This is a genomic window from Sporolactobacillus mangiferae, from assembly GCF_023336505.1.
In the GTDB taxonomy this organism is placed as follows: domain Bacteria; phylum Bacillota; class Bacilli; order Bacillales; family Sporolactobacillaceae; genus Sporolactobacillus; species Sporolactobacillus mangiferae.
Genome location: NZ_JAMAST010000011.1, coordinates 51,345 through 69,860, shown reverse-complemented (window position 1 = coordinate 69,860; position 18,516 = coordinate 51,345). Strand labels below are relative to the sequence as shown.

Annotated in this window: 23 protein-coding genes, 2 tRNA genes, 1 other RNA gene and 1 other annotated feature; of the genes, 4 read left to right on the top strand and 22 right to left on the bottom strand. The window is 45.4% G+C overall.

The window, feature by feature from the left end:
- Positions 1 to 394 precede the first annotated feature (394 nt).
- The 15 genes from M3N64_RS09870 to M3N64_RS09800 form a co-directional block, all read right to left on the bottom strand.
- Positions 395 to 664 carry a pro-sigmaK processing inhibitor BofA family protein gene (locus M3N64_RS09870; protein WP_249101763.1) on the bottom strand — a complete coding sequence of 90 codons (270 nt, stop codon included), beginning with the start codon at positions 662 to 664 and terminating at the stop codon, positions 395 to 397.
- Between the two features lie 93 nt (positions 665 to 757).
- The gene (locus M3N64_RS09865; protein WP_249101761.1) at positions 758 to 976 is read right to left on the bottom strand and encodes a YaaL family protein; all 219 of its coding nucleotides are present in this window, start codon (positions 974 to 976) and stop codon (positions 758 to 760) included.
- Positions 977 to 1,037: 61 nt separating this feature from the next.
- Positions 1,038 to 1,634, bottom strand: a complete 597-nt coding sequence (gene recR, locus M3N64_RS09860) for a recombination mediator RecR (RefSeq protein ID WP_249101759.1) — start codon at positions 1,632 to 1,634, stop codon at positions 1,038 to 1,040.
- Positions 1,635 to 1,728: 94 nt separating this feature from the next.
- Entirely contained in the window at positions 1,729 to 2,043 is a 315-nt protein-coding gene (locus M3N64_RS09855) for a YbaB/EbfC family nucleoid-associated protein (protein ID WP_438271014.1), read from the bottom strand.
- A gap of 20 nt (positions 2,044 to 2,063) precedes the next feature.
- Positions 2,064 to 3,770 (bottom strand): DNA polymerase III subunit gamma/tau, encoded by a 1,707-nt coding sequence (gene dnaX, locus M3N64_RS09850; RefSeq protein WP_249101757.1) that lies wholly within the window; start codon positions 3,768 to 3,770, stop codon positions 2,064 to 2,066.
- A gap of 160 nt (positions 3,771 to 3,930) precedes the next feature.
- Positions 3,931 to 4,197: signal recognition particle sRNA large type (gene ffs, locus M3N64_RS09845), an RNA gene on the bottom strand.
- 20 nt (positions 4,198 to 4,217) lie between these two features.
- Positions 4,218 to 4,310: transfer RNA gene (locus M3N64_RS09840), tRNA-Ser, on the bottom strand.
- A 302-nt stretch (positions 4,311 to 4,612) separates the two neighbouring features.
- Positions 4,613 to 5,089, bottom strand: a complete 477-nt coding sequence (gene tadA / locus M3N64_RS09835; RefSeq protein WP_249101755.1) for a tRNA adenosine(34) deaminase TadA — start codon at positions 5,087 to 5,089, stop codon at positions 4,613 to 4,615.
- Between the two features lie 254 nt (positions 5,090 to 5,343).
- On the bottom strand, positions 5,344 to 6,615 hold the full coding sequence (uraA, locus tag M3N64_RS09830; RefSeq protein ID WP_249101753.1) for a uracil permease: 1,272 nt from the start codon (positions 6,613 to 6,615) through the stop codon (positions 5,344 to 5,346).
- Positions 6,616 to 7,336: 721 nt separating this feature from the next.
- Complete coding sequence (locus M3N64_RS09825) at positions 7,337 to 7,978, bottom strand: Bax inhibitor-1/YccA family protein (protein ID WP_249101751.1); 642 nt, start codon at positions 7,976 to 7,978, stop codon at positions 7,337 to 7,339.
- A 201-nt stretch (positions 7,979 to 8,179) separates the two neighbouring features.
- Positions 8,180 to 8,326, bottom strand: coding sequence for a YpzG family protein (locus tag M3N64_RS09820; RefSeq protein WP_249101749.1), 147 nt, complete (start codon positions 8,324 to 8,326; stop codon positions 8,180 to 8,182).
- 3 nt (positions 8,327 to 8,329) lie between these two features.
- Positions 8,330 to 8,500 carry a small acid-soluble spore protein K gene (gene sspK, locus M3N64_RS09815; protein WP_249101768.1) on the bottom strand — a complete coding sequence of 57 codons (171 nt, stop codon included), beginning with the start codon at positions 8,498 to 8,500 and terminating at the stop codon, positions 8,330 to 8,332.
- A gap of 194 nt (positions 8,501 to 8,694) precedes the next feature.
- A complete protein-coding gene (gene clpP, locus M3N64_RS09810; RefSeq protein ID WP_249101747.1) occupies positions 8,695 to 9,285 on the bottom strand; it encodes an ATP-dependent Clp endopeptidase proteolytic subunit ClpP in 591 nt (196 codons plus the stop codon).
- Positions 9,286 to 9,325: 40 nt separating this feature from the next.
- Positions 9,326 to 9,970 (bottom strand): RNA polymerase sigma factor, encoded by a 645-nt coding sequence (locus M3N64_RS09805; protein WP_249101744.1) that lies wholly within the window; start codon positions 9,968 to 9,970, stop codon positions 9,326 to 9,328.
- 85 nt (positions 9,971 to 10,055) lie between these two features.
- Positions 10,056 to 10,373: a DUF6054 family protein gene (locus tag M3N64_RS09800; RefSeq protein WP_249101742.1), complete on the bottom strand. Its 318-nt coding sequence runs from the start codon at positions 10,371 to 10,373 to the stop codon at positions 10,056 to 10,058.
- A gap of 136 nt (positions 10,374 to 10,509) precedes the next feature.
- Here M3N64_RS09800 and M3N64_RS09795 point away from each other — a divergent pair, with 136 nt between their 5' ends.
- From M3N64_RS09795 to M3N64_RS09785, 3 genes are all read left to right on the top strand, one after another.
- Positions 10,510 to 10,941, top strand: coding sequence for an NUDIX hydrolase (locus tag M3N64_RS09795; protein ID WP_249101740.1), 432 nt, complete (start codon positions 10,510 to 10,512; stop codon positions 10,939 to 10,941).
- A 163-nt stretch (positions 10,942 to 11,104) separates the two neighbouring features.
- Entirely contained in the window at positions 11,105 to 11,407 is a 303-nt protein-coding gene (locus M3N64_RS09790) for a hypothetical protein (RefSeq protein ID WP_249101738.1), read from the top strand.
- Positions 11,408 to 11,421: 14 nt separating this feature from the next.
- Positions 11,422 to 11,988 carry a hypothetical protein gene (locus M3N64_RS09785; protein ID WP_249101736.1) on the top strand — a complete coding sequence of 189 codons (567 nt, stop codon included), beginning with the start codon at positions 11,422 to 11,424 and terminating at the stop codon, positions 11,986 to 11,988.
- 311 nt (positions 11,989 to 12,299) lie between these two features.
- Here M3N64_RS09785 and M3N64_RS09780 read toward each other — a convergent pair whose 3' ends face one another.
- The 3 genes from M3N64_RS09780 to cspD form a co-directional block, all read right to left on the bottom strand.
- Positions 12,300 to 12,905 (bottom strand): hypothetical protein, encoded by a 606-nt coding sequence (locus M3N64_RS09780; protein ID WP_249101734.1) that lies wholly within the window; start codon positions 12,903 to 12,905, stop codon positions 12,300 to 12,302.
- Between the two features lie 151 nt (positions 12,906 to 13,056).
- A tRNA-Arg gene (locus M3N64_RS09775) sits at positions 13,057 to 13,129 on the bottom strand.
- 143 nt (positions 13,130 to 13,272) lie between these two features.
- Positions 13,273 to 13,476: a cold-shock protein CspD gene (cspD, locus tag M3N64_RS09770; RefSeq protein ID WP_249101732.1), complete on the bottom strand. Its 204-nt coding sequence runs from the start codon at positions 13,474 to 13,476 to the stop codon at positions 13,273 to 13,275.
- 455 nt (positions 13,477 to 13,931) lie between these two features.
- Between cspD and M3N64_RS09765 the strand changes: the two genes are divergently transcribed.
- Positions 13,932 to 14,591 carry a deoxynucleoside kinase gene (locus M3N64_RS09765; RefSeq protein WP_249101731.1) on the top strand — a complete coding sequence of 220 codons (660 nt, stop codon included), beginning with the start codon at positions 13,932 to 13,934 and terminating at the stop codon, positions 14,589 to 14,591.
- Between the two features lie 80 nt (positions 14,592 to 14,671).
- On the opposite strand, the gene M3N64_RS09760 is transcribed toward M3N64_RS09765, so the two are convergent.
- The 4 genes from M3N64_RS09760 to pdxS all read right to left on the bottom strand — a co-directional run bounded on the left by M3N64_RS09760 (position 14,672) and on the right by pdxS (position 18,055).
- Positions 14,672 to 14,821 carry a hypothetical protein gene (locus tag M3N64_RS09760; protein WP_249101729.1) on the bottom strand — a complete coding sequence of 50 codons (150 nt, stop codon included), beginning with the start codon at positions 14,819 to 14,821 and terminating at the stop codon, positions 14,672 to 14,674.
- 35 nt (positions 14,822 to 14,856) lie between these two features.
- Complete coding sequence (gene serS / locus M3N64_RS09755) at positions 14,857 to 16,143, bottom strand: serine--tRNA ligase (RefSeq protein ID WP_249101727.1); 1,287 nt, start codon at positions 16,141 to 16,143, stop codon at positions 14,857 to 14,859.
- Between the two features lie 118 nt (positions 16,144 to 16,261).
- Positions 16,262 to 16,477 (bottom strand) — a binding site (T-box leader).
- A 105-nt stretch (positions 16,478 to 16,582) separates the two neighbouring features.
- Positions 16,583 to 17,158 (bottom strand): pyridoxal 5'-phosphate synthase glutaminase subunit PdxT, encoded by a 576-nt coding sequence (gene pdxT / locus M3N64_RS09750; RefSeq protein WP_249101725.1) that lies wholly within the window; start codon positions 17,156 to 17,158, stop codon positions 16,583 to 16,585.
- Between the two features lie 12 nt (positions 17,159 to 17,170).
- A complete protein-coding gene (pdxS, locus tag M3N64_RS09745) occupies positions 17,171 to 18,055 on the bottom strand; it encodes a pyridoxal 5'-phosphate synthase lyase subunit PdxS (RefSeq protein WP_249101723.1) in 885 nt (294 codons plus the stop codon).
- Positions 18,056 to 18,516: the final 461 nt, after the last annotated feature.

The following is an 18,516-nucleotide window of genomic DNA, read 5'->3' as shown; positions in this document are numbered from 1 at the left end:
AGATCCATAGCTTTTTGAATCAATCAGGGGTTTAACCCTTGTCAATCACGCTTGGCTTTTGTTCAGTTTTCAAGGAACATTCTTCGCTGTTTTCTTCCAACAGCATCTTTTATATCTTAACAGGATGCTGTTAGAATGTCAACAACTTTTTTTTGGATTCTTCCTCATCGCCTTTCAGCGACGATTAATATGTTAACACGCAATTAACAAGATGTCAATATGTTTTTCTTCCTTATCAAAAGCGGCAAAAAATAGCTTACCATCTCTTCGTTTGATTAGTCAATACCCCTTTCGAAAAGAACAAAACACTTCACATTCTTTCCAAAAAATAAAAATTGGCCGACGTACAGCCCCGCCTGCCCATCAATATACAGTATTAAGAAAACACCTGTATTCAGATACCAAGTGAAAATTTGATAATAATCAATGCAGCGATTCCCGGAAGCCCAAGAAGGCCACTGGCTGCTGATGTCGCTAAATTAATCGGAATATGCATGCTGAATGACTCACCAATAACATTCAGCAGGAAGAGCAGCAGTGCGCCAACAAGCAAACGAACCGCCAACCTCCCAATCCATTTCAAGGGATGAAATGAAGCGCCGGCAGCCATCACTACAAGGAAAACAATCGTAATTCCTATAATCACATATAGATAGCTGTTCAAAAGACATACCTCCCTCGCCCAATCCAACGAACTCTGACAGACTTATGAACGTCTCATTGGTAAAAAGTATGTGTGCATGTCCTTTTTAGAACCTTATTTTTTCAATAAATGCCGATGTTCACGAACTTCTTTCAATAAATAAAAATATTTTGCCTCTGCTAATTTTAATTGATGCATCACTTCATCTGAAGGATCAATGCTGGCATCAATCACTTTTTTCTTGGTCATCCATTTGTTTTTGCACTGCTCAAGCAGATTAAGCAACGAATCATTGACCTCTTTACGCAATGCACCTTTATTCCTGCCAAACATCACCAACATCTCCATTAGCCTCGCTTAACATATAGACAGCCAAGCCATTTTTTATGCGCACTTAAAGCTCTCTTCGTCCTTCCAGTGCTTTAGAAAGCGTTACTTCATCTGCGTATTCCAGGTCACCACCCACCGGCAATCCATGCGCGATGCGCGACGTCTTCACGCCAGCAGGCTTTACAAGCCTTGAGATATACATCGCCGTTGCTTCTCCTTCGACGGTCGGATTCGTTGCAAGAATGATTTCTTTAACCCGCTCATCCTTGAGACGATGAATGAGTTCGGCAACTTTGATATCTTCAGGTCCGATACCGTCCATTGGAGAAATAACACCGTGAAGCACATGATATACACCATGGTAATCACGCATTTTTTCAAGGGCAGCTACATCTTTTGGGTCCTGTACCACACAGATAGTCGAATGGTCTCTGGATGAATCGTCACAGATCGGGCATGGGTCACGGTCACTGATATTCTGGCACACCGAGCAATACACGAGCTTGCGTTTCACATCAACGAGCGAACGCGCAAATTCCATAACATCTTCCTCATTCATTTCAACAGCAAAAAACGCCAGACGTACCGCTGTCTTCGGGCCAATCCCCGGAAGCTTCATGAAACTGTCAATCAATTTAGCAATCGGTTCAGGATATTGCATCACCGATCTCCTTCCGCTTAATTACATCTCATAATGGACAGGCAGCGAATTCTGCCGCCTTCAGCAGAATTCGCCGCCAATTAATCTCAACAAATTAAAATCCTGGCAGGTTCAACCCTTGAGTGAATTTTCCCAGCCGCTTCGCCGCCAGTTCATCAGCATGTGTCAGTGCATCATTAACGGCCGCTACGATTAAATCCTGCAGCATTTCAACATCATCCGGATCTACGGCTTCCGGTTGGATCACTACATCAACCAGCTGCTTCTGACCATTTGCCTTTACCGTCACTACACCGCCGCCAGCTGTTCCTTCAACCACTTCTTCTTTCAACTTTTCTTGGGCTTCAGCCATCTGTTTCTGCATTTTCTGCACCTGACGCATCATATTGTTCATATTTCCTCGCATCATGCTCAACGCCTCCATTGTGATTAGTCTTTAATATCGAGCAAGTCCGGCCCGACCAGCTTCTCGGCTTCCGCAACAATCGGATCCGATTCCTCTGCCGTCTCCGTTCCACTGTCATCCTGACCTGCTTTTGAACGTTCAATAAATGCATTCTTCATTAATTTCCAATTCTCTTCAGGAATAGGATACATGACTTTCTGCTTCTGTGTCACGTCCTGAACAATCGATTGGACAAGACCAATGATATTGCTCTTATTCTCCATCACCATCTGGCAGTGAAAATCATATTTGAAGGCCTGCACGAAACCTTGGGCTGAACTGGCGACTGGCTGGCTCTCCAGCATCCATGCATGTGCCGCTACGTTTTCAGCGCGTATTTTCGCCATCACTTTAGCCCAGGCCGAACGCAGTTCAATTAAATCTTCTTTGGTTGCATCTTCAAGCACACGGTTAATGTGTGCCGTAGGAATGCGCAGTCCTGTCTTACGCGGCGCGCGCGCGTGATTGGCCGCCGGGGAGGGCTCCTGCTGCGGTACGGACGGCTCCGTTACTAACTGACGCATATGTTCTTCAAGTGCAGCGACTCTTTTTTCCAGTGCAGCGGATACCGCAGACGGCAGCACTTCACCTGCGTTTGGCTGCGCCTGGGTATCTTGGCACATCCGAACAACAGCCATCTCAAGCAGAATTCTCGGATGATTGGTTCGTTTCATATCAAGTAATGAGGCATTCAGCTGATTGATGACTTGAAAAAGTCTTTCTGAAGCTACGGAACCCGCTTGTTTTCGGAAAGCCTCGTCGACACGCGGACGGCTGAGCAAATCTTCAAGCTCTGGAGAGGTTTGATACAGCAAAAGATCCCGATAATAAAAGATCAACTGTTCAATCAATCGCAGCGGATCCTTTCCCTGATCGAGCAGTTTACCAATCCTGCCCACTGCTCCGGCAGCATCGTTGCGTTCCAGCGCATCAATCAATTCCCGAATCATTTGATCAGCAACCATGCCGGTCACATCCAGTATATCTTGAACCGTAACCGTTGCTTCAGTGTAGGCAACTGCCTGATCCAGAACACTGAGCGCATCGCGCAGACCGCCTTCGCTCGCTTTGGCAATCAATTGCAGCGCATCATCTTCAGCATCAATCTTCTGATCCTGAACAACAAAACGCAGGCGCCCAAAAATTTCAGATGATGGAATACGTCTGAAATCAAACTGCTGACAGCGGGAAATGATGGTCAATGGTATTTTTTGCGGCTCCGTCGTTGCGAGAATAAAGACCGCATGCTCCGGCGGCTCTTCCAACGTTTTCAGCAATGCATTAAATGCGCCTGTGGACAGCATATGCACTTCATCAATGATATAAACCTTATAGCGGACTTCACTCGGTGCATACTTCACCTTGTCGCGAATGTCTCGAATTTCGTCGACTCCATTGTTTGATGCCGCGTCGATTTCGATTACATCGGCAATACTGCCGCCTGTGATGCCGCGGCACGCTGCGCACTCATTGCATGGCTCTGGAGCCGGTGCATGCTCACAGTTTATTGCCTTAGCAAAAATTTTGGCAGCACTCGTTTTCCCGGTTCCACGCGGTCCGGTAAACAGATAAGCATGAGAAAACTGCTGTTTAACCAGCGCGTTCTGAAGCGTCTGAGCGATGTGCTGCTGTCCGGCCAGATCATGAAAGGTTTGGGGACGGTAAACTCGATAAAGCGCCTGATAAGCCATCATTCTTCCCCTTTCACCGAATGAATACGCTCGGCGTAATGATATACGTTCATTATAACGGTATCTGTGGACGAAAGAAACCAACATGCCATTGTTTTGCAAAACACAAAAGCTGCCAAAGGTTAAGCTTCGGCAGCTTTTGTTTAAATTATTATTAACGCCGTGCACCTTTCGTCGATCAAGGCATCATAAGCGTTTCTCAAGTCGACGGCTCGGCCCAGGCAGCCCCGCGGCACACGAAAGGTCTCACTTACTGCTGCTTCCTTCCGGACCTGACAGGGTTCATGAGTTTCCGTTGCGCGGGACCCAAGCGTCAACACCACGTGCTTAAGGCTGCCTTACAATGCCAAGACCTCGTGAAAGGAATTCAACCTCGCTGCAGCGGATTGCGAGTTACAGGGCACCGCTAATTCCCCATCTAGCACGGCTGATTGGCTAACAAGTTAATGGCGGAGGCGAGAGGATTTGAACCCCCGCGGCGCCGAACGACGCCCTAACTGATTTCGAGTCAGTCCCCTTCAGCCACTTGGGTACGCCTCCATATATCGATACCAAATCAGACCTGCGTTTAGAATAACCATCCCACATGCAAGGTAACAGGTACGACGATGGTTAGTTTATCATAAAACGATTGGAAGAGCAAGAATATGTGCTGACTTTTAAAATGCAATAAAAAGCTCAGTCTCGCGGCAGCAATTGCTTTAAGAGTCAACCACCGAATAATCGAACCTTTCCGAGCTGCGGCAAAATCGGCGCTGGTAAAATTTTTCTGACATGTGTTTCGAAAATGGAAAACACATGCGGATTCGTCGTTTTTCAAAATATCACTCAAACTTCAATCATCATTGATCACGTGTCTTCTTTTGTTCACGCAGGTTGCGAAAAAAAGCAGAAAGCATCTGACCACATTGCTCGCCAAGGATTCCGGCGGTAATCTCCGCGCGATGATTAAAGCGCGCATCCTGCACCAGATTCATCAACGTACCAGCGCATCCTGCCTTTGGGTCCGCTGCCCCGTACACAAGACGACCAATGCGCGCCAGAACGATTGCACCAGCACACATCGGACAAGGTTCCAAAGTAACATAGAGCGTACATCCAGACAGACGCCATGTGCCCAGCCTGCGACTTGCTTCTTCAATGGCTGTCAATTCTGCATGCGCGGTCGGTTCCTGAATCAGCTCGCGCCGATTATAGCCGCGGGCGATCACTTCGCCGCCCCGCACAATCACTGCGCCAATTGGTACTTCACCGATCGCTTCGGCTTTTTTCGCCTCTGCAATTGCCATTTCCATAAACCGCTCGTCGTCCAAACACATCCGCACTCCTCCTTCTGTCTGAAAGCAGTATACCGAATGCTGTGACACAATTCAAACGTACCTTGAAGTTCGATCTCATTATACATCAAATCAGGACGATTCTTGAGCAGATCCAGGTACATTCAGATTCTTGATTATTCACCATATAACCCCATTCTTCTCCCGGGATAACCACTGCAGACCGGCCCCGCCAAATGATAAAGGATTAAAAAAGGCACCTCGTCATTGAGGTGCCTCAATCATATAATAAACCGTCAATCTTCTTCATTCGAAAGATGCAGTTTGTTGATCAGCGCAAAGAACAGGCTGAGCAGGACACCGACAATTGTGGCCAGCCCCATTCCGTTCAAAGGTACTTTACCGATATTAATCGTTACGCCGCTGAGTCCGGCAGCAAAGATCACCGTTGCCAGAATGATATTCTGCGCCCTGGCAAAGTCCACTTTCTTTTCAACGAAAATGCGAAAACCGTTTGATGCAATAACACCATACAAAATCAGTGAAATACCGCCAATCACCGCCGATGGAATCGATGTGATCAGCGCAGAAAGCTTACCGACAAAAGAAAGTACAATCGCGATCACCGCAGCACCGGCAATCACCCACGTCGAATATATTTTGGTAATCGCCAGCACACCAATGTTTTCTCCATATGTGGTGTTCGGCGTTGATCCGACAAAGCCTGAAATGACCGTTGAAATACCGTTCCCGAACATTGACCGGTCAAGACCAGGATCCTTAATCAGATCTTTGCCGACAATGTTACCTGTAACCATCAGGTGGCCTATATGTTCTACAATGACAACCAGTGCGGCCGGCAAAATAATCAGGATGCTGGCTGTATTAAAAGATGGCGTGTAAAAATGCGGCAAAGACAGCCACGGCGCATCCGCAACCGTGCTGAATTTCAAAAGTCCCACCGGCCAGGCAATCAGGTAACCAGCAACGATACCGATCAGAATTGGAATAATTTTAAGAAATCCACGGAGCAGTACCCATCCGAAAATTGTAATAACGATTGTCAGCAGTGAGACAAGCACAGTTTTCAGGTCCATCGCCCAGTTCGTCGCACCTGTCGGCGCAATCAGCCCGGCGCTTTGGGCAGCCGTCGGAATCAGTTGTAATCCGATAATGGCGACAATCGACCCCATTGTCACTGGAGGAAAGACGATGTCAATCCAGCGTGTGCCGACCAGATGAATAATCAGAGATACAAGAATAAAGACAAGACCAACTGCAATGAATCCGCCAAGCGCCGCCTGGTAGCCATGTGTGCCAATGACCGCGAGTACGGGCGAAATAAAAGCAAAACTTGAGCCAAGATAAGCCGGTATCTTGCCGCGACAAATAAACATGTAAAGCAAGGTGCCGATTCCGTTCATAAGCAAAATCGTTGCCGGATCCACTTTAAAAATTAACGGCACAAGTACCGTAGATCCGAACATAGCAAATAAGTGCTGAAAACTTAAAGGAATACTTTCAATTAAAGGAAGTTTTTCGTTCGTTTGAACGACACGTCCCGCCACGTAAATCTCCTCCAACTATGTCATTTTGTCCATCTTGTCCAGTATAACGGAAATGCATCGTTCACGAAAAGAAGGACACGCATCTTTTTTTATAATTGTTGTTTTAACTGAGGCCATAGAGATATCCCATGACGGACTGTCGTACAGATCCCAGCTTTAATTGTTTAGAAAAACCGGGCATAGCCCGGTCCTTACTTCCGCAGGATGCGGTGGCTTCCGCATTGTGCAATTAGCGAAAGTCCCTTTTAGTTATTGAAAATTCCCTTACATTAGTGGAAGTTCCCTTTACGCTGTAATCGAACTGGATTCGTGTCTTTATGGTACTGAATCGGCGCTTCAGTTGCTCGCTTGCCGCGGGCGATCCGGAAGCCTCCTCAGGCAGGCCAATTCCTGCGGGGTCTTCCCTGGCTCGCTGATCAACAGGAACGCTCCGCAGGCGTCTCGCACCCCGCTTTGATTTTCGATAAGACACTGGTTTATTGGTTTTCATATGGGTCAAAATCTTTCTTATCTTGTTAGAAAATTTGGCTTTGCCAGGCCTCTGGCGAAGGCGAAGCCGCCGTCGCACTTACACTATGTTCCTTAAAATCTATATACTTTCTTATAGTATAAGAAAAACCGGGCAAAAAGCGCCCGGTCCTCCATCTCCGACTATAATTTATTGATTTATGCCTTTGGTTTGCATCGGCGCTGCGTCTGCAGCGCCTCTTCTGCAATTATTTTAATTTTTCGATCCGATACCAATAAACTGCAAAATGTACAGGAACAGGTTGATGAAATCCAGATAGATGGATACAACGATCATTGGAATGTCTTCATCAGTAAAGCCGTGTACCGTCAAACGGCTGAAATCAAAAAGTGTATAGCCGACGAAGATCAATATACCGATTCCTGAATAAATCTGCATGGTCATGCTGGATACCGGGAAGAAAAAGGTGAACAGCTGAAGCACAACCAAGGCGATCAATCCGATAAACAAAAAGCCACCGAGAAATGAGAAATCACGCTTGCTTACCATTGCATAAATCGCAATCGCACCAAACGAGACCGTTGTCACTGTGAAAGCCTGAAGCACGAGCGACGCGCCAAGCAGACTGACATAATAACTGATTGCCGAGTACAAAGTGACCCCGGAGATCAGCATGAATCCGTACATCAGCAAGTAGCCGACCGCTTTGCGTTTCCGTACAAACATCATCATGAAAATCATGCCCAGTTCAACAAGAAACAGCGGCATCCGAAAAACATCCGAGACATACTGACCAAGATAAAGTCCGATTGTTGTTGCCAGCAGCCCGGAGAAAAACGCAGCAAATAATTTCGAATAAGGCTTTCTGACGGCACGCGTCGTAAATTCAACCATAAATCGTCATCCTCCTTGAAGGCTTGTAATATACATACGTTTGATTTTCTGCAAAAGTTTCCGTTGTTTACTTATATTTTATACATCACACAGCTCTTTTAAAAAGGCTTACATTCATTATACAAAAAAAGTTTGAAAAATCAAAAACAGAAAAAGCGGCCTCCGTTATGGATAACCGCCTTCTCGCCTTTTGATTTGGTTTTATTTTTGGTGACGCCTTGCATTAACCTCAAGAATTTTTCCTGATTGTGTCTGCTGCGTCTCGCCGTTCACCTGACTGGGCGAATGTCTGGCATGTGATATGCCATAACGTTTGATCATTTCATCGGTACTGCCCGGCTGTTGCACCTGTCATCCCTCCGTATGATCGTTTGTTCGCTTTCGGTCATGCGCAGAAAACATGCGCTCACCAAGGCGATCATTTATGCTTCCGTCCGCACGCTTCGATACACGCGAATCGTCCGCCCCGGGCCACAAATCATCTTCATTCTGCACACTGTATCGTGTTCCCGGCTTATCCACCAAGGTCAAAACCTCCTTTTCAAAAGGCAGTCTTATTATGTGCCGGATACCTTTTTCTATCCACGGAGATCATATTTTTTTATTCCTTTTTCTGCATTTTGTTCTCCTGGCTGCGCTTATGCACGGCAACAAAGAAAAACGTGCGGCCTGTTATGCAAATTTTTCCCGAGGTTCCTGATCTGAAGCCGAAATGTTTAAACCAATTTCTCAATAATTTTATCAACGAGACCGTATTCCTTTGCCTGCTCTGCCGTCAGGAAATTATCACGGTCTGTATCCTTGACCACCTGTTCATAGGGCTGTCCGCTCGTTCCTGCAATAATCTTATTGAGTTTTTCTTTCGTTTTCAGAATGTGTCGGGCACTGATTTCAATATCGCTTGCCTGGCCCTGCGCCCCGCCAAGCGGCTGGTGAATCATGACTTCGCCGTTCGGAAGAGACAGACGCTTGCCCTTCGTACCAGACGTTAAAATAATGGAAGCCATGGACGCCGCCATACCGACACAGATCGTCTGGATATCCGGCTTTATGAAGTTCATTGTATCAAGGATTGCAAACCCTGCCGACACGGAACCGCCAGGGCTATTAATGTAAATTGAAATATCCTTTTCTGAATCCTCCGATGCAAGAAAAAGAAGCTGGGCAACGATACTGTTGGCTACCTCATCATTAATTTCCGAACCGAGAAAAATAACGCGGTCCTTCAATAACCGCGAATAAATATCGTAAGAACGTTCTCCGCGATTGGATTGTTCGATGACATATGGAATAAAAAAAGACGACATAGAAATTCCTCCCTGAAATTCACTTTTACAGATCTTTTATTTAAGCAGCGTGCATGCAGGTAAGATCCGAATGACGGAAACTGCGCTGACGCACTGGCGCTTTCAGATGACGCAGCGAAAGCAGCCGCTCCGGTTCACCGCTCAGAAAGGCGGCCATGTAATCGGCCAAAACGATTTCATCCGGATCACTCAACAGAGTTTCCTGCCGAGATGCGAGCCTTTTCTTCGCGCGAAAATACAGAACACGCACATTTCCTGCTGTCTCACCGCAGTATTCAGCTATTTCAGAAGCACTGAGGCCCCATCCCGCCTTCATTAAGTATACCAGTCTTTGCCGATCCGTTAACTGATTGAGCACAATTTTCATTGCCTCGGCAAGCTTTCCGTCTGTGCTCTTCGGCGCAGCGGCCATATCGTCAAAAGACTCTCGAACGCTTTCGGACACACGTCTTTTCCGATGCGCGTCAATCCATGCATGTGAAATTATTCTGTATAAATAAGCTTTTGTGATCGAGCGTAGCGGATTTGCCCGCCATGCTTTGAAACATTTCATCATAACCTGCTGAAAAAGATCATCGCCATCCCATGGATTTCCAGCGAGCTGAGCACATTGGTGCCGGATTGCTGACATATAGGGTTGCATGCTGCGTGCAAACGCTTCATTCTGGTCATGTTGTTTTTTCATAAGCCGCCTCCTCTCTTTCCTTTATATTTTTATAAACGAAAAACCGAATGCTTTTGTTACATGCGCTTTGGTTTTTTCAAATCAGTCACTCATTAACTATGTAGTCTGAAAAACATGCCGTAGAATCAGACAGCCAGTCGCTTGCAGCTCCCCAGTCCCATGAGGTAAGAAGCGAGCCCGATCCGCCAGTGGCGACAACCGTTACTTTCGTTTTTCCGCCAAGGTTATCTATGACGACCGTCATTGCCGCATAATTGCTGTTTCGAAGAAAATATCTCTGATAAACAAGAATGCATTGAGCTATTCCGGCTTCCTCAGTATGTGATTCATACACCTGATCGGCAGAAGGAGACACATGACTCTTGCACAGATCCGCCGTCTCCTGAACAGACAGGAAACCCAAAATGAACGATCAGCCATGAAAAAACTCCTCTCTGTAACGCCTGTTACTCACGACTGTAACAAATTAAGAACGTCTGTTCAAGAAAAGCGATATGAATTCTATAATAATACAGGTACAGGACAAAAGGAGGGAGTTCATGTTTTACGTTGTTGTTGAAGCTGCCATTTACCAGAATGACCGCTGGCTGATCATAAAACGCAGCGAACAGGAGCCACATGCTGCCGGACTGTTGGCACTTGTCGGGGGGAAAGTGGATCTTGATGATCCTGCAGACAATATCTTAGAGCAGGCGCTGCGCCGCGAAATCAGAGAAGAAATTGCACTTGAAGTTGGTGCACTCCGCTATATTAAAAGCGTCTCTTTTCCGCTTCCAGACGACCAGATCGTACTTGAAACCATATTTTTATGCCGACCGCTTAATGGGACACCGCATGCAGTCAGTGCCGATGAGGTAGCCGAGATTTACTGGATGACTACCGAAGAAGTGCTGCATCATCCAGAAGCACCGGATTACCTTAGGGATCAGATTCGCTGCGCCGCGCAATTAATCAAACAGGAACCTGGATAACCCGCTTTCGCTGTTAAGGAATGTCCGATTTCCATCGTTTTATTATCCACGTTTAACAAGGCGTTTACTAATATTACGTTTTGCTTACTTTGCCATGAAATACCTTGTGCACGGCGACCTTTATGTTACCATATAACATAATTTTACAGCAGGAGGAAAATCCATGAGCAAAAAGAAGGGCTTTTCCAGAAAAATGGTCGCCAGCATCATCATTGTGCTCGTCATCGTTCTGCTAAACACGAGTCTGGCCTATGGAAAAGATACCTCGGTAAACTCAGTGAATAAAAGAGAAGTAACAGCGACAAAATCAAAAGATCGACAATTTTCATCCCCGAGGCTTGATAAAGAGGAACACAGAAACATGGACACAGAAGAATCCCATGCGAATAGAAAACTAAAAGGCAAACGGATTCAAAAAATCACGATCTATAACAGCAGTCATGTCCATGTCGATGATTATTGTTGATGGTGGCGAGATCCGTGAGAAGAATCCATGTTATTTTCGGAACAATACTCATTGCAACCGTTGCTTTTGTCGCACTGGGACTCTTTTATCCATTCTCATTTTTTAATTTGACCCATGAAATCACGATCAGTTCCGATCCTCACATTATCCAGAACCACAGACAAGACGTCAAATCGATTTCATCAGCGCAAAAGAAAGGACACACGAATAAGGACACGCAGGTGCTTGTTAAAAAGATGGCTTCCTTTTTAAATCAAGACTGGCTGGCCGAACAAAAATATCGATTTTCACGGAAAAAAATCATGAGCCAAAGAAATCAGGCCTTTAAGCTGGTCGATGACATTGGTCTATACCGGATACAGAACAGTGACTATTTATCGCAGACCGCTGATGATAACCTGTTAAGTTATCGAAATAGCCTTATTGAGATTATTAAAGACAGTAACCTGATCCTGGAACATCCAATGATTCAACGCAACACATTGAAAACATTCATTTTTAAAATTCGAAATGATTATGAAACGACAACAGTGGTGTTGCACGCCTTTTTGAAACACCTTGGACCAGATAATACCGCTTGAGTTGTTAAATTTTTGTTAATCACGATTATTTTCCGCATTTATGGATATACAAATAATATTACCATTTCCCCTCATCCTGCCTATGGCAGGATTTTTTTAATGTTTTCAATTTGAAATATCTTCAACTATATGGCGTGATTTCATGTCTTTTCGATACGTATCGGCGCTTCACTTGCCGTGGTCGCACCCCGATCCTCCGCTTTGATGCCCGGATGAACCATTGATTGAATACGGCGAAAAATCGTATACTCTTTTGCAAAAAAAGAGCACGTGATTTCCTGGCGCTCTTTTTCATCAAGCAAATAAAATGATTAGTCTTGCATGGGTGAAGTATCTTCAGAAAAGTTCATCGGATACCCATAGGTGGCTCCGTTTCTGGGTGGAGTCGGCATTGGAAATGTCCCCGGAACACCCGGAATCGAAAAAGTTCCTGGAGATTGAGGCGTTCCCGAAGAACTCTCTCCTGCCCCTGAAGCTCCACCCAATGCGCCCAGCAGACTTTCAGCCTGACCGAGTATTTGAGCGGCATCGGGTGTCGATCCGCTTCCTCCTGATGGAGCGGCACTTCCCACACTGACGTCTGATCCTCCGACCTGCGAAGAAGCCTGAGCTGTCGCTGGACTTTGCGGAAAAATCGATCCCAGAAAGACCAGGCCAAACAGATTGGACAGAGGAATCTGCGCAGCCATCCATTGGCCTGTTTGCGAGATGAATTCATTCATGGATACATTTCCAGTTGAAGGATCATAAGAAAGCAGTTGAAATAAAATGATTCCGTTATTTCCCAATTTAGTCAAATAAAATTGACCTGCTCTTCCAAAGTTCAACTCATTTTGAATATCAGCAGCAGTCACCGGCATTTGAAATTGCGACATATCATTATGCTCACTTCTTAACGGTTGATAATAGTCACACATGCAGACATCTCCCCAGATTTCAGTCTGCTTTAGACTATGCTGAAAGCTGCTTTAACGGAACGAAATAAAAATTCCATGTAACAACGATACTGGGGAAAAGCACTCAGAAATATCAAAATTAAAAACCCTTGTGTATCAAGGGTTTTTGTAATGGCCCTGGTAGGAATCGAACCTACGACGCACGGTTTAGGAAACCGACGCTCTATCCACTGAGCTACAGAGCCGATATACGCTGAATAACGCGACATAGAACATTATATGAAGAAAACAGGGCGATGGCAAGCCCTTTATAACGATATAGGCACAAATAAAAGCAGTCCTTTGTTTTAGAGAGGACTGCTTTCGCATCATCGGTTATGGCCGAGGATCACAGTTTTGTAACGTTTGCAGCTTGAGGTCCGCGGTTACCTTCAACAATGTCGAAGCTAACTTCCTGACCTTCTTCAAGCGTCTTGAAACCGTCACCTTCGATTGCAGAATAGTGTACGAATACATCATTTCCGCCATCAACTTCAATGAAACCGTAGCCTTTTTCTGCATTGAACCATTTTACCTTACCGTTTTGCGCCATCTTATAACTGCCTCCCTAAAACATTGCGCTGCCCGCGCGTAAACTAAAACCATTTACCATTTAACAACTAAAACATGCATATAAAAAACAGACCATTCCAGAAGTAAAAACTACTACACTTCAAGGAAGGGTCTTCATTCTTACATCCAGATCTTATATTAAGTAGTAAAATGGTTTATTACAATATAGCACAATCGCTATACAGTGTCAATAAAATCGCCGTTTTGTAAACGGATACTTCCTTGGCCTATCAGCATTTTTCTTTCATGAGCACCGAACAAAACCTCAATTATCAAACGATGGCTATTTTCGACAAAAAGTGCATTTTTTATACATCAGTAATTGACATTTTTCTCATTTTATTTCACTTTTTTTTACGTGGATAAGATGATACACTTAGTAAATCGTATATATGTTCTGATTGTGAAAAGATTGTTAACGAAGGGACGTTCTTTATGTTTGAAGCTGCAGCTTCTTCAAATAAGTTGATCTCAATCGCCGGGATGGTTGGCATCGGCAAGACCACATTTGCCACAGCACTTGCCAGCCGGCTCCATTATCGCACCTCACTCGAAAAGGTAGATGGAAATCCATATCTTGATCTGTTTTATAAAGATTTTGAACGATGGGCATTCCATCTCCAAATTTACTTTCTTGCCGAACGGTTTAAAGAAACGAAAAAAATTGCGGATCACGCAGAGAATTACATACAGGATCGCTCAATCTATGAAGATACCGGGATTTTCGCCAGAATGCATTACGAAAAAGGCACGATGTCTGAGGCTGATTATCAGACCTATACCAGTCTTTTTCAGGCAATGGTCATGACCCCCTACTTCCGTCATCCTGATTTATTAATTTATCTTCATGGTTCGCTTGATGCAACGATTAACCGCATCTGCCAGCGAGGACGGGGATTTGAAAAAGAAACACCGCGCAGTTACTGGCAGGAAATGTTTGCGCGCTATGAAGCTTGGATCAGTAAATTCACAATCTGTCCTGTAATGAAAGTTGATATTGATGACTACGATGTCGTGAACGATCCCCATTCTGTAGAAAAACTGGCCGTACGTATTCAGAAACAGTTAAATAATCATGCTGAGTGCAACGCCTGAATAAAATGAAGGACAGGTCATCTTGAGGACACGTAATGAAAAGACGCAAGTACTTTTTTCGTACTTGCGCCTTTCTTTTATTATTTATTTTCCTGGCCATCTTCTTTTTTCGTGCTCTGATCTTTCTTCTTTTTATTCTCTTTTGTCTTGCCCGGGTTTAGCGAAATCCCGAGATCATCGATCATTTTCGTCAATCTTGCTTCATTGTTCACTTTTTGATGAAAGGGCATGCGAGATACCTCCTATGTGTTTGAACATGTAAGCTTTAGTTTTCTGGTGTAATTTTAGCCACATTTCTCATGTAAGGGCGCAGTACTTCCGGAATCACCACACTGCCGTCTTCCTGCTGATAGTTCTCAAGGATGGCAGCTACCGTTCGGCCAACGGCAAGTCCCGATCCATTTAATGTATGCACAAATTCGGGTTTCACTTTCGGCGCGCGCCTGAAACGGATATTTGCCCGGCGTGCCTGGAAATCTTCAAAATTACTGCAGGAAGAAATTTCCCGGTACGTATTCTGGCTTGGTATCCAGACTTCAAGGTCATATTTTTTTGCTGCTGTAAAGCCAAGATCGCCGGTACATATGGCCACAACGCGATATGGCAGATTGAGAAGGCGCAGAACTTCTTCCGCATGACCAGTCAATGCTTCAAGCTCGCGATAAGAATCCTCGGGCTTTACAAAACGGACAAGTTCAACCTTATTAAATTGGTGCTGACGGATAATGCCGCGTGTATCACGTCCCGCTGAACCTGCTTCAGAACGGAAGCAGGCGCTATAAGCAGCGAAAGCTTTTGGCAGCTGATCCTCACTTAAGATTTCGTCACGATAATAGTTCGTCACGGGTACTTCGGCTGTCGGAATTAAGAAATAATCCCGATCGTCCGCGATTTTAAATGCGTCTTCTTCAAACTTTGGCAGTTGTCCGGTGCCGGTCATGCTTGTACGGTTCACCATATATGGAGGCATGATCACTTCATAGCCATGCTGATCCTCATGCAGATCAAGCATAAAACTAATCAGCGCACGCTCCAACCGAACACCCAGCCCCTTATAAAAAACGAATCGGCTTCCAGTCACCTTCGCCGCGCGTTCAAAATCGAGAATATCCAAATGGGTAGCAAGATCCCAATGCGGTTTCGGTTCATAGGAAAATGACGGCGTCTCACCCCAGAAGCGAATCGGCTTATTGTCGTTTTCATCATCGCCAACAGGGACCGTTTCATGTGGAACATTCGGAATCGACAGCATCACTTGTTTCAATTCCTCTTCGATCTTGTTCAATTCACCATCAAGTTCCTTGATCTTTGCGCTGACATCCCGCATTGAAGCAATCAGCTCCTGGGCATCCTCCTTTGCACGTTTTTTGGCAGCGACCTGGGCGGACACTTCATTGCGTTGCGCCTTCAGAATTTCCGTCTTACTGATCAATTCTCGGCGTTTATTGTCCAATTCAGGAAAGCGCTGAAAATCAGTGAGATCTTCCCCTCGCTTATTTAATTTTTCCTTAATTTCATCATAATGATCACGCAGTCGTTTCATGTCGAGCATCTTTTTTTCCTCCTAATCAAATACTGCTTTATCCATGCTTTCTGCCCTTATTCCTGGCTGTGCACAAAGATCAACAATGTCTTTGGCAAGGCAAAAAACAAAAATCTCGTCCCTGTCAAAAAGGGACGAGATGAACCCGCGTTGCCACCCAAATTGCCGGCATGAAAGTCTGCCAGCCGCTTAAGCCATTGATAACGGTTATGATCCGCGCAATTGGTATACTGCCAATTCGTCTCTCAAGGATGGAATCGCCTTAATCCCTTCACCGCATTCCACCAATGTACGGCTCTCTATGCAAGGAAAAAAGGTTACTTATTCCTGTCATCAAGCATTAAAAGATTGACTTATACTATTCGAAAACCCGCCTCAGCCAAGTCCGCTGAATTTTAGCTTTCTTATAGTATAAAAAATACACTACTGTTTTTAAAAAAGCAAGCGGTTATTGATACGCGTTCACCAGGTCAACAAAATAACGATGCAGTGCCGGATTATCCGTTAATTCCGGATGAAAGGCGCAGGCAAGATAACGTCCTTGCCTGCAGGCAACAATGTGCCCTTCAAAAGTCGCCAGCACCTCTACATTTTTACCTGCACTTTTGACGTAAGGAGCACGAATGAATACACCTGTATATGCTTCACTGACTCCTTTAATGGAAAGCTCAGCTTCAAAGCTGTCGACCTGACGTCCAAAGGCATTTCGCTTCACATCAATGTCCAGAAGTGCCAGGTGCGGTCCTTTTCTTCCTTCGATCTGTTTTGCCATTAAGATTAATCCTGCGCATGTGCCAAATACAGGCTTTTGCTCCGCAAATTGCTGCACCGCCTCAAAAAGGCCATAACGATCCATAAGCTTGCGCATCATTGTGCTTTCGCCGCCTGGCAGTACCAGACCACTTAGTCCGGCTAAATCACGCGCGTCTTTCACGAGAGAAACCTGTGCTCCTGAATTTTCAAGTGCACGGACATGTTCACTGACTGCACCCTGAAGCGCAAGCACACCGATTCGGACAGACATATCAGTTCCTCCTTAAATTCCGCGATCCTGCATACGTTCCGCAGGCCCAAGATGGCTCATATCAATACCCTTCATGGGCGTTCCGATGCCTTTGGAGAGTTCTGCGATACGCTCATAGTCCTGGTAGTAGGTCGTTGCTTCAACAATTGAGCGTGCAAACTTTGCGGGATTCTCTGATTTAAAAATACCTGAACCGACAAATACGCCGTCAGCACCAAGCTCCATCATTAATGCCGCATCTGCCGGAGTTGCAACACCACCGGCTGCAAAATTGACCACCGGAAGACGACCGGCCTCTTTAATTTGTAAAAGGATTTCATAAGGCGCTCCGAGCTCTTTTGCATACACCATCAGTTCATCAGGGGACATGGCAACGACTTTGCGCACCTGGCTGTTCACAAGACGCATATGGCGCACAGCCTCAACAATATTCCCCGTTCCTGGTTCACCCTTCGTCCGCAGCATCGCCGCACCTTCACCGATTCTACGCGCTGCTTCGCCAAGATCACGGCAACCACAAACAAAAGGAACCGTAAAAGCTTTCTTATCTATATGAAAGACGTCATCTGCCGGAGTCAGTACTTCACTCTCATCAATATAATCCACTTTCATTGCCTCAAGCACACGTGCTTCGACAATATGACCGATTCTCGCTTTCGCCATCACTGGAATCGAAACTGCATTTTGAACCTGCTCAACGATTGTCGGATCCGCCATGCGGGCAACACCACCGGCTTTCCGAATATCAGAAGGAACTCGTTCCAGAGCCATAACGGCTGTAGCACCGGCCTCCTCAGCAATTTTCGCCTGCTCGGCATTAACCACATCCATGATCACGCCGCCCTTTTGCATTTCCGCCATACCGCGTTTGACACGTTCCGTACCTTTCTGTACCACCATAATCCCTCCAAAATCTTTCAATTCTATTTTTTAGTATCTATAGTGTACAATAAAACCAAGTAAATAAATACGTATAAATGGGTTCTTTTTTCTTTTCATATGGCTGGCAATGGGGACTATGCAGCCGTTCGCAGTATGTGATCGAACCGCTTCTCAAATCTGGCACAGAAACAGACCCGTCCCCATGTACGAAAAGTACAGACTTTTTACGTCGTGCAGCCTGCTGAATAATTGATCAATACAGATAAAGTATCCATTTCCACTATGGCAAAGGTTCATGTTTTAAAACTTGGCTAGGCCTGATCCTTTGCCGTAGATCTTGTATCTGACGGACACGCCGGAATCTGCGGGATCCCGCTGGTATCTCACGCTTTCGTATCTGGCTTACACTTTTATGCTTAGCTAAAATCTTATACTTTCTTTACCTGCTGAAAAGCCGGGAAATCTCTCCCGGCTTT

Coding starts and splice junctions, on each gene's coding strand:
- M3N64_RS09865 (WP_249101761.1), bottom strand. CDS start 976: ATGTTTGGCAGGAATAAAGGTGCATTGCGTAAAGAGGTCAATGATTCG.
- recR (WP_249101759.1), bottom strand. CDS start 1,634: ATGCAATATCCTGAACCGATTGCTAAATTGATTGACAGTTTCATGAAG.
- M3N64_RS09855 (WP_438271014.1), bottom strand. CDS start 2,043: ATGATGCGAGGAAATATGAACAATATGATGCGTCAGGTGCAGAAAATG.
- dnaX (WP_249101757.1), bottom strand. CDS start 3,770: ATGGCTTATCAGGCGCTTTATCGAGTTTACCGTCCCCAAACCTTTCAT.
- tadA (WP_249101755.1), bottom strand. CDS start 5,089: ATGTGTTTGGACGACGAGCGGTTTATGGAAATGGCAATTGCAGAGGCG.
- M3N64_RS09825 (WP_249101751.1), bottom strand. CDS start 7,978: ATGGTTGAATTTACGACGCGTGCCGTCAGAAAGCCTTATTCGAAATTA.
- clpP (WP_249101747.1), bottom strand. CDS start 9,285: ATGTCGTCTTTTTTTATTCCATATGTCATCGAACAATCCAATCGCGGA.
- M3N64_RS09805 (WP_249101744.1), bottom strand. CDS start 9,970: ATGAAAAAACAACATGACCAGAATGAAGCGTTTGCACGCAGCATGCAA.
- M3N64_RS09795 (WP_249101740.1), top strand. CDS start 10,510: ATGTTTTACGTTGTTGTTGAAGCTGCCATTTACCAGAATGACCGCTGG.
- M3N64_RS09790 (WP_249101738.1), top strand. CDS start 11,105: ATGAGCAAAAAGAAGGGCTTTTCCAGAAAAATGGTCGCCAGCATCATC.
- M3N64_RS09780 (WP_249101734.1), bottom strand. CDS start 12,905: ATGTGTGACTATTATCAACCGTTAAGAAGTGAGCATAATGATATGTCG.
- cspD (WP_249101732.1), bottom strand. CDS start 13,476: ATGGCGCAAAACGGTAAGGTAAAATGGTTCAATGCAGAAAAAGGCTAC.
- M3N64_RS09765 (WP_249101731.1), top strand. CDS start 13,932: ATGTTTGAAGCTGCAGCTTCTTCAAATAAGTTGATCTCAATCGCCGGG.
- M3N64_RS09760 (WP_249101729.1), bottom strand. CDS start 14,821: ATGCCCTTTCATCAAAAAGTGAACAATGAAGCAAGATTGACGAAAATG.
- serS (WP_249101727.1), bottom strand. CDS start 16,143: ATGCTCGACATGAAACGACTGCGTGATCATTATGATGAAATTAAGGAA.
- pdxT (WP_249101725.1), bottom strand. CDS start 17,158: ATGTCTGTCCGAATCGGTGTGCTTGCGCTTCAGGGTGCAGTCAGTGAA.